The 7955-nt window shown below is 40.3% G+C and carries 3 protein-coding genes and 2 pseudogenes; 2 read left to right on the top strand and 3 right to left on the bottom strand.

Annotated elements, in window-relative coordinates:
- The first annotated feature begins 219 nt into the window (after positions 1–219).
- Both IM456_RS06260 and IM456_RS23235 read left to right on the top strand, forming a co-directional pair.
- Positions 220–2903, top strand: a pseudogene (locus IM456_RS06260) (SUMF1/EgtB/PvdO family nonheme iron enzyme).
- A 146-nt stretch (positions 2904–3049) separates the two neighbouring features.
- A complete protein-coding gene (locus IM456_RS23235) occupies positions 3050–3178 on the top strand; it encodes a DUF2283 domain-containing protein (RefSeq protein WP_353737753.1) in 129 nt (42 codons plus the stop codon).
- A gap of 259 nt (positions 3179–3437) precedes the next feature.
- On the opposite strand, the pseudogene IM456_RS23230 reads toward IM456_RS23235, so the two are convergent.
- The 3 genes and pseudogenes from IM456_RS23230 to IM456_RS06240 form a co-directional block, all read right to left on the bottom strand.
- Positions 3438–4904, bottom strand: a pseudogene (locus IM456_RS23230) (AAA family ATPase).
- Positions 4905–4974: 70 nt separating this feature from the next.
- Positions 4975–7599 (bottom strand): alanine--tRNA ligase, encoded by a 2625-nt coding sequence (gene alaS / locus IM456_RS06245; protein ID WP_287693308.1) that lies wholly within the window; start codon positions 7597–7599, stop codon positions 4975–4977.
- A gap of 72 nt (positions 7600–7671) precedes the next feature.
- On the bottom strand, positions 7672–7955 hold a 284-nt coding region (locus tag IM456_RS06240; protein ID WP_287693307.1), incomplete at its 5' end, for an Rpn family recombination-promoting nuclease/putative transposase.

Below are 7955 nucleotides of genomic sequence, written 5' to 3'. Positions count from 1 at the left end.
TTTTTTGACCTCAAAAAGTGCCTAGCATTGGAGTGATCGGGGGTAAAATTCCGGGACTTTTTCCCTGAAAATTAGGTAATTGACCACCTGAAAATGAGTAAAACCCCACACCCCACACCCCACACCCCACACCCTGCCACCGGGAAAAACTTTTTCAGCAGACCCTACTTAAGGTAATCTATTTTATTCTCCGTTCTCTGTCACCTAAAAATAACTACCATGTCCGATTCTCCTGAATCTATCCGCAATACTAGCGTCAGCGATCAAGCGACTAATAATGATGCTCTCGGATTTGAGCCTTATGTAATAGCGATCGCTGAATTTTTGTTGCATGAGCAGACACAACCACCCCTAACTTTATCGGTTGAGGGAGAGTGGGGTAGTGGCAAGTCTTCTTTTATGAAAATGTTGGAGGAATATTTACGAGAAAAGGGAGGTCGGACGGTTTGGTTTAGTGCTTGGCGACACGATAAGGCGGAGTCGGTATGGGCGGCTTTTGCACTGTCTTTTATTAAGCAGATTTCTACGCCCAAAAATTGGCGAGATTTGCCTCGAATTATCCTAGGACACTTTAAATTACAATTATGGCGTTTTAACCTAGAAAAAGGCTTATTTGAATTAATTAAAGCTTTACCAGTAATAATTTTTGTGATTTGTGCCTCAATTGCCATTCCCTTTATTTTAATCGTTTATGGCGTTGAAGGAATTAACGAATTAATCAGAGCAACAACCTCTCAAGATGTTTTTTGGAGCAAAATTAATTCAGTTTTTAAATTATTATTTACTGCGGTCGGTGTCACCTTATCAGGAGCGGGGATTTTCGCCGGTATTAAGAGTTTATTGAGAAATTTTCAAAGATTACTCCAAAACCCCAAAAACAACCTAATTAAATATATAGAAGCCCCAGATTATAAAAAACAATCAACATTTGTAGAAGAATTTCATGAAGATTTTGCTAAAATTGTCGATGCCTATGTTGGCAATGATCGAGTATATGTATTTATTGACGATTTAGATCGTTGTGAACATCCAAAATCAGCGGACTTGATGCAAGCGATTAACTTGATGATTGCAGATGATCCTTCAGTGGTGTTTATTTTAGGAATGGACAGAGAAAAAGTAGCCGCTAGTTTAGCGGTAAAATACGAAAACATTCTCAAGTATTTACCGTCGGAAACCACAGAAATTGATCCTGATATTTTGGCGAGACGTAGTGCTAATAAAGGGTTAGCTTATGGTTATACCTTTATTGAAAAGTTTGTCCAGCTTCCCTTTTTAGTTCCCCAACCATCCCAGTCAGATTTTGAGAGTTTTTTGACTCAGCTTGCTACTTCAACTCCTCCCAATTTACCGCCAGCTAAACCTCGTTTTACATTTTTTCAGTCATTCTGGGGTAAGTTTAAGTTAGCTTTACCCCAGAGAAATAATTCGCAAAAGCATCTCACTTCCGCAACAAGTAATCAGACAAGTGATTTAAAAAACTTGTCTCTAGATAATCCTTCGATAGAATCCGAACAAACCGAAAAAGAGAAAGCACGAGCAGCCGTAATTAAGCGATTAGAAGCGATTCAAGTCAACAATTTTGATAAAGATTCCCCAACAGTGCGGAATGTCATTATGATGGTGGCTCCTGCATTGGATTACAATCCGCGACGAATTAAACACTTTATCAATGTCTTTCGTCTCAAGGTTTATATCTCTAATGAAACTGGTTTATTTTTTGAGAAGCGAGATGAGAATGATAATTTGTTAGATCCTTCTTTGACTTTTGAACAGTTAGGTAAATTTACTGCGATTAGTTTAAAATGGCCATTGTTATTGTCAGATTTAGAAAATGATAAGAAAATTTTAGCAAAATTAGAAGAATTTGCACTAGATGAAGAAAAAACCCAAGAATATGAAGAGTCGATTCGCTATTGGGGTAGTCATACTAAGCTTAAAGCTTTAATGGCTTACGGTCATGAAAAATCGGCAGCTAACTCTAAATTTAGCTTGGCAGAGATAAATGTTGATAAATTATTACAAGTATCACCTAGGGTAATTCGGTCAGCTAATGAGCTTATTCAACGAAAACAAATTTCCAAAAATATCACCTCATTACCTTCAGACTTTAACCTAGAAATGGTGGATAAGCTAAACGGCGCTTAACCTGCATGATCCAACAGCTATAACCCTTTTGGAGTCTATATCGGTGATCCGAAGTAAAAGCCGTTTAGCTTATACCCGCCGGTAAATTTAACATGGGTTCTAATGAGTATGAAGATGAAAAACCGATACATCAAGTAATTGTGCCAGCATTTCAGATAGGCAAATATCCCGTCACCCAAGCACAGTATCAAGCGGTGATGGGAAATAATCCTTCCAGGTTTTCAGGAAATCCCCAGAACCCGGTAGAATCTGTTACTTGGTTTAATGCTCAAGCTTTTTGTGAAAAACTGAGCCAGTTAACTGGAAAAAACTACCGTTTGCCTACAGAAACAGAATGGGAATATGCCTGTCGCGCCGGTACTGAAACCCTATTTAGTTTTGGCGATGATAGAGATAAACTAGGAGATTATGCCTGGTTTGATGGTAATTCAAATAATACGACCCATCCTGTTGGGGAAAAGCGACCTAATCCCTGGAAAATCTATGATATGCACGGCAATGTTTGGGAATGGTGTGCTGATCAACATCATGAAAATTATGTTAACAAACCAGACAATATTCAGGAAAATGGCAGCATCGCATGGTTAGATAGTCGCATAACTAATAAGTCATCAATAATGCGGCGTGGCGGTTCATGGTACCGCGATCCTTTGGCCTGTAGTTCAGCGTATCGAGGCAGGAGCGTTGCCGACATTTGCAACCACGATATCGGGTTTCGGGTTGTGTGCGATCTCCCCCAATCAGTTAACAGTTAACTTTTATCAGTCCAGTAGGGTGCGTTAGACGGGGGCAATCTTGGCTGTGATTTAAATCTAACAATCCGTCGTAACGCACCATTCACGAGAGATATTATAGGATATCTTGTAGGTTGGTTTGACGCAAGGAAACCCAACTGTAAAATATGACATTTCTTAGCTTGATGACTAACAATAAAATGAGATACTTTGAACAAGAAGATATTCTGTATTTCACTATTTCTGATGAACCGGAAGCTAACAGCATAGAAATCGGGTGCATCTTATATTTGTGACTTTCTCTCACATATAGGTGAGCAGCAGAAGTTATTCAAAGAGGGCGAAGGCAATTCGCCCCTACAATAAATAATATTATGGTGCCAATGGTAGGGGCGCACCGCGTGCGCCCAAAATGTCATCTAGATATTTCGACCAAATTGAGATGCACCCAACCTAATCTTTGTGTCCTTTGTGCCTTTGTGGTTGTTCATCGCCAATTCAGACTTGAATTGGCGCTTTTGTCTAAGGGAAGATATTTCTTTTTTTGAGTTAGACTTACTCATTCTCTGCTAAATAGATATGATTGGTTAAAATTTCTCCAGATTTTTGCACAGAGTTGATAACTTCTTTAAAGTTACGAAAATAAACACCATATTGACTGGTTCCATAATCAATAATTTTATCACCCGTGAAAAAGTAAACTTCTAAGTCTTCTTTAGCAATTGAAATTTCTGGATTTAAATTTTTTAATTGATTATCTTCAATAATTTTTGTGACATCAACATGATAACTTTTTAAGGTATGAAGATAAACATAATTGTTGAGAATACCTGTTAAAATCGGGCTATGGGTGGTGATCAAAACCCGATTATCATACTCGGTGACAAATTGAGCTAAAATATCCATTAAGCGAATTTGATTTTCGGGATGCAAATTAACTTCTGGTTCATCTATCATCAAAAAATTGTTTTTTCCCCTTTGCCCAATATTTGAGATAAAGATACAAGATAGTCAACTGATTGACTGACGATGAAGCTAGATACATGGGTAGATCTTTGCTTTCATCGAATTTAAAATAAAATTGAATAGGTGCGATCAATTCTAGACTAGAAATCGTGATTTCTCCTCCCATTAATCCGATCATCTTTTCAATCAGAGAATTATAGACTGAATTAATTTCTTTCTTGGTATTGAGAGAATAAAGCGACTCGATAACCTTATTCATTGGTTCTGTATAAGACCTTTTGGGTAATTGTTCTTGAAGACGTTTGAATATATCCCGATTAGGGCCACTATCATCATCAATATTTTCTATTAATTCTTGCAAACGACGATTATACTCACTTCTTTTATTTCTCTCTATTTCATAAATGTACTGGTAGAAAACAGGAAAAAAACTATGACTAGCGGGGATAAAAAAAGCATCTTGTGTCTGAGACAAAAGCACTCTTATTATTGAATAAATAATTAGTAATTTTTTGGATGGTTTAGCTCTCTCAAACAAGTCTCTGGGTATTTGATCAAATACTTTCTCAGGGATATTATTCTCTTTTATATTTATTGTTAGGCTACCTTGGTCTTTGTTAATCTGTAAATACTCCAGATCATTATTTCCTTCAACACTAATCAAAAAAGTTTGTTGAAATCCCGTCTCTTTAAATTCTTTAATATCCGCTTGAAAAATTAATTTATTGGAACCAATAATCGTTTCTTTAATACTGGCATCAAGATTATAAGTATTAACAACTTCTTTTTCAATAAACGGGCTAAATTTATCGAGAATATCATCAATTAATTCTTGATTAATCTTAATTGGATTTGCAGAGTCAATATCTAAAGAATCAATTTTGGTATTTTCAGAAAATTTGCTAATATTACCATGATTAAAATTGTCCATAAAAGCTGATAAACTAGGATGTTGCCCCTATTGTTGTAGCCAATAAAAGTATAAAACTTCTTAGTTAAATCTATAGTTTGATTATTATTTTTAATTGATCCCAAATTCTTGATCAGTAGTTCCATATTATTTTTACCAATCACACCGAGAGGATAACTAATTTTTTAAAGGTGGACAAAATGCCCACCTTTAAAACTATTGCAAACTGCTAGTTAATTGACTTTTGGCCTTAGCTAAAGCTTCGCTTAACTTACTAGCATCCCGTCCCCCAGCTTGAGCTAAATTGGGACGACCACCACCACCACCAGCGCAGATTTTAGCGATCGCACCGATAAATTTACCCGCTTGTAAACCCTGATCTTTAATCACCCGGGGACTAAAAGCGGCCACTAAACTCACTTTATCAGCTGCGGGAGTCGAGGCCAAAATTACCGCCCCTTCCCCTAATTTTTGCTGTAGTCTTTCGGCTGCAGCCATCAAAGCATTAGCATCAATATCGCCCAAAGAAGCGACTAATAGCTTAAATTCGCCGATAGATTCGGCTTGAGATAGCAAAGCGTCCGATTTAGTTAGGGCCAACTCCTGTTTAACCGCTTCTAACTGCTTTTGTGTGCCTTTTAACTCTGATTGTAGGGCCGTAATGCGATCGGGAATTTCCAGAGGTTTGACCTTAAAGCGATCGCACAGATCCCGCACCACCTGATCCCGTTCATTCAGGTATGCTAACACGGCAGGGCCGGCCACCGCTTCGATGCGACGAATTCCCGCGGCGATTCCCGTCTCGGAGATGATTTTAAATAAACCGATCTCGGCGGTATTTTTAACGTGAGTTCCCCCGCATAATTCCATAGAAACGCTAGGAATATCGATGACTCGCACTTCTGAGCCGTATTTCTCGCCAAACATGGCAATAGCTCCCTTCTGCTTCGCTTCTTCCAATCCCATCACCGCTATCTGGGTGTCATGCGCTTCGGCAATCCAAGTGTTAATCTGTTCTTCCACCTGTTGCAATTCAGAGCTAGTCAGGGGACGAGGACAGTTAAAATCAAAACGGAGGCGATCAAAACTGACTAGGGAACCTGCTTGGGAAATCCCCCCATCGACAAGCTTTTTCAGGGCCGATTGTAGCAGATGGGTGGCGGTATGATTAGCTTGGGCGCGACGACGACAGGAGCGATCAATCTGAGCATTAATTGTATCGCCAGTGGTGACAATTCCCCGCTCAATCCGACCAAAATGGATAAAAATCCCCGATTCTTTCTGCACATCCTCAACGCGGATAAGCAGATTATCGCCAGTTAAATAACCCTTGTCACCGATTTGTCCACCCGATTCGGCATAAAAAGGAGTTTTATCGAGAACTACCTGCACCTCAGTGCCTGATGCGGCCGATTCCACCGTTTTACCGGCGACTAAAACCGCCGTTACTGTTGCGGTTGCTTGCAAATCCGTATAACCGAGAAATTCCGTCGGGTGAATATGTTCCGCCAGCTTATCTAAACTGCCCTGTACCGTCAAATCTATGGTTTCGTGGGCGGCTTTTGATCTTTGCTGCTGTTTTTTCATTTCCTGCTCGAAACCCGCCGTATCGACGCTTAAACCCTGCTCCTCGGCGATTTCTTGAGTGAGTTCGAGGGGGAAGCCATAGGTATCATAAAGGGTAAAGGCATCGACTCCCGAAATCTGGCTTTTTTCTTTTTCTAGAATCGATTCGAGCAGTTTCTCGCCTCTTTCTAGGGTTTCTAAAAATCTCGCTTCCTCTCGCTCTAATTCTGCCTTGATCACCGTTTCTCGTTCCCGAACATTGCCATAGACGGACTCGGAAAGAGCGATCGCAACTTCCGCCACTTTGGTGATAAATTGACCTTCAATACCGATTAAACGCCCGTGCCGTACTACTCTGCGAATCAGACGACGCAGGACGTAACCTCTGTCATTATTCGATGCTGAGATACCATCCGCTATCATGTGTACTACCGAACGCACATGATCGCCGATGACTTTTAGGGAAACTTTCGTTTTTTCGTCCGCTTTCTGGTAGTCTATGGCTGCTAACCGGGCCGCTTCGGCGACAATCGGGAAAATTAGGTCAGTTTCGTAGTTATTGGCGACTTTTTGCAGGATTTGCGCCATCCGTTCCAAACCCATCCCCGTATCGATATTTTTATTCGCTAGGGGTGTCAGATTGCCGTCCGCGTCGCGGTTATACTGCATGAAGACGAGGTTATAAAACTCGATAAAACGGCCATCATCCTCTAAATCGATGGTTTTATCCCCTAATTCTGGGTGAAAATCGTAGTAAATTTCCGAACAGGGACCACAGGGACCCGTGGGACCAGATACCCAAAAGTTATCCTCTTCGCCCATTTTTTGGATACGATGGGCAGGAATACCGATTTTATCGCGCCAGATAGCGAAAGCTTCCTCATCCTCCCTAAAGACACTAACGACTAATCTTTCGGGGGGAAGGTTAAAAACTTCTGTGGACAATTCCCAGGCCCAGGCGATCGCTTGTTCTTTAAAATAATCACCAAAGCTAAAATTGCCCAACATCTCAAAAAAAGTATGATGTCTGGCAGTCCGGCCGACATTTTCGATATCGTTGGTGCGAATACATTTTTGGGAAGTGGTAGCGCGGGGAAATTCTGGGGTCTTTTGCCCTAAGAAAATCGGCTTAAAAGGGAGCATTCCCGCAATAGTCAGCAAAACGGTCGGGTCTTCTGGGACTAGAGAGGCACTAGGGAGAATTTTATGGTTTCTGGCCGCAAAAAAGTCTAAAAATCGCTGGCGAATCTCGCTTCCGCTTAGGTGGTTACTCATAGAAGATGTCAGTTAGTCAGAAAAATGCCTATTTTATCCATTGTGGCATTTTTGCGTTTTAACTCTCCACCTTTACTCTCGCGCCGCTTGTCGGATTTGTTCTAAGTCTAAATCCAAAGCTTGAGCGATTTGTTCCACTCTTAAACCCAAAGCAAGCAAACGGGGAATAGATTCCAGTTTAGCCTCTAGTTTTCCTTCCTGTCGTCCTTCCTGTCGTCCTTCCCGTTTAGTTGCTTCCTTCCATTCCTGATAGGTTTGAGATAAGGTCATAAACACCTCTCTATCTTCAGTTTCTAGGATATTATTTATTTCCATACTAACCCGCCAACTAATTAATAATTCCAGTACATTTTCCC

The organism is Microcystis sp. M079S1 (assembly GCF_020246425.1).
Classification (GTDB): domain Bacteria; phylum Cyanobacteriota; class Cyanobacteriia; order Cyanobacteriales; family Microcystaceae; genus Microcystis; species Microcystis aeruginosa.
Note: the sequence above shows the minus strand (reverse complement) of the source record. Positions and strands in the feature narration are given on the sequence as shown.

Coding starts and splice junctions, on each gene's coding strand:
- IM456_RS23235 (WP_353737753.1), top strand. CDS start 3,050: ATGACATTTCTTAGCTTGATGACTAACAATAAAATGAGATACTTTGAA.
- alaS (WP_287693308.1), bottom strand. CDS start 7,599: ATGAGTAACCACCTAAGCGGAAGCGAGATTCGCCAGCGATTTTTAGAC.